The sequence below is a fragment of the Paludibacterium purpuratum genome (assembly GCF_004363805.1).
In the GTDB taxonomy this organism is placed as follows: Bacteria; Pseudomonadota; Gammaproteobacteria; order Burkholderiales; family Chromobacteriaceae; genus Paludibacterium; species Paludibacterium purpuratum.
Window position 1 is genome coordinate 1 of the sequence record NZ_SNZP01000032.1, and the last position, 1,328, is coordinate 1,328.

Annotated in this window: 1 protein-coding gene; it reads right to left on the minus strand. The window is 66.9% G+C overall.

The genetic code is table 11. From position 1 onward, the window contains the following. Window positions 1–1,328, minus strand: a 1,328-nt coding sequence (locus tag DFP86_RS19180; RefSeq protein ID WP_133684324.1) for a type VI secretion system Vgr family protein, incomplete at both ends; no start/stop codon positions are given.

Sequence of the window (1,328 nt, forward strand, 5' to 3'; positions counted from 1 at the left end):
TCGATCAGCACTTCCTGGCCGATACGCGGGATGAACTGGTGGCCCCAGGCGGCGCCGGCACTGGGCATGGCGACGCGCACCCAGCAGCTGGAGCGTTCGTCGAAATTGGCCCCGGCCTCGGGGTGTTCCGCACCGCGTTGCCAATGCAGCTGAACCTTGATGCGCCCTTGTTCGTCGGTGTGCACTTCCTCGCCGGCCGGGCCGACCACCGTGGCGGTCTGTGCGCCGCGCGCGGTCGGTTTGGCCAGCGCCGTGTTGCCGTAGGCCGGCGACAGCGGCAGGCCGCGCGGTTGGGCGCTGAAGCGGGTGCTGAACGGCGCGGCGGCGCCTTCGCTGCCGCCTAGTTCGGCCGGCAGGTTGTTGTGCGCGCTGAACTGCTGTTGCGTGACAACGAACTCGCGCCGGTCGGCCGGTTGACTGTCGTGCTGCGGATGATTGTCGAGGCGAAACCAGTGGCCGGCATGCAGACCACGGATGGTGCCGCCGCCCTCGAAACCCTGCGCCGCCAGGTCGTGCGCTTGCTGGCGCTGCTGCGCGTAGCGCGTCAGGCCGTCGGCGTCCGCGGCGTAGTACAGCGTTTGCGGCTGGTAGTCTTCCAGCGTGCTTTGCGCAGCGCGTTCGCTGTCGCTCAAGTCACGCATGCTGCTGTCCATGCCCTGGCCGGTTTGCACCGCTTTGTAGTCGTAGCTGGCCAGGCTGACCTGGCTCGACCCCAGGCGACGATGCGCCTGCCAATCGGTCAGGCCGTCTTCGCTTTCGGTGGCGTCGCTGCGATGGAAGCGCACTCGTTGCTGGCTGGATTGCGGCAGGCTGTACGGGTCGTCGAACACCGTCAACTGGCTCTGCAACGTCGAACCGGCGCTGACATGCTCGAAGCGCCAGGCCAGGCCCTCCTCATGCAGCAAGCGGCGCAAGAAATCGTAGTCGCTTTCGCGATACTGCAAGGTGTAGCTACGCGGCGCGTGCTGACCGCTCAGCTGAAAGGCCAGCGTCTGCAGACGGGTGAACACCGGGTTGTTGGCCTGATGCTCGGCGATGACCTGCTTGACGATGTCCGGTACCGACAGATCTTGGAACACCCGGCTGGTGGTTCGGTGGCGCAAAAGGGCGAAAGGCGGTTCCACCGTCAACCGGTAGCGGCTGAAACCGCCGTCGCTGCCGAGTGCCTCGGCCTGGCTGATCACCCCGCCGCGCAGCACTTGATCGCCGTTCTGGTCGCGAATCGCCAGGCGTGCCGACAGGCCGAGCAAGTCCTTCAACGCCAGCTGGGCGTCGGGCGACAGGCAGTCGACGGTATAGCGGTAGCCGTCGGACACCGCCTCCTGGCC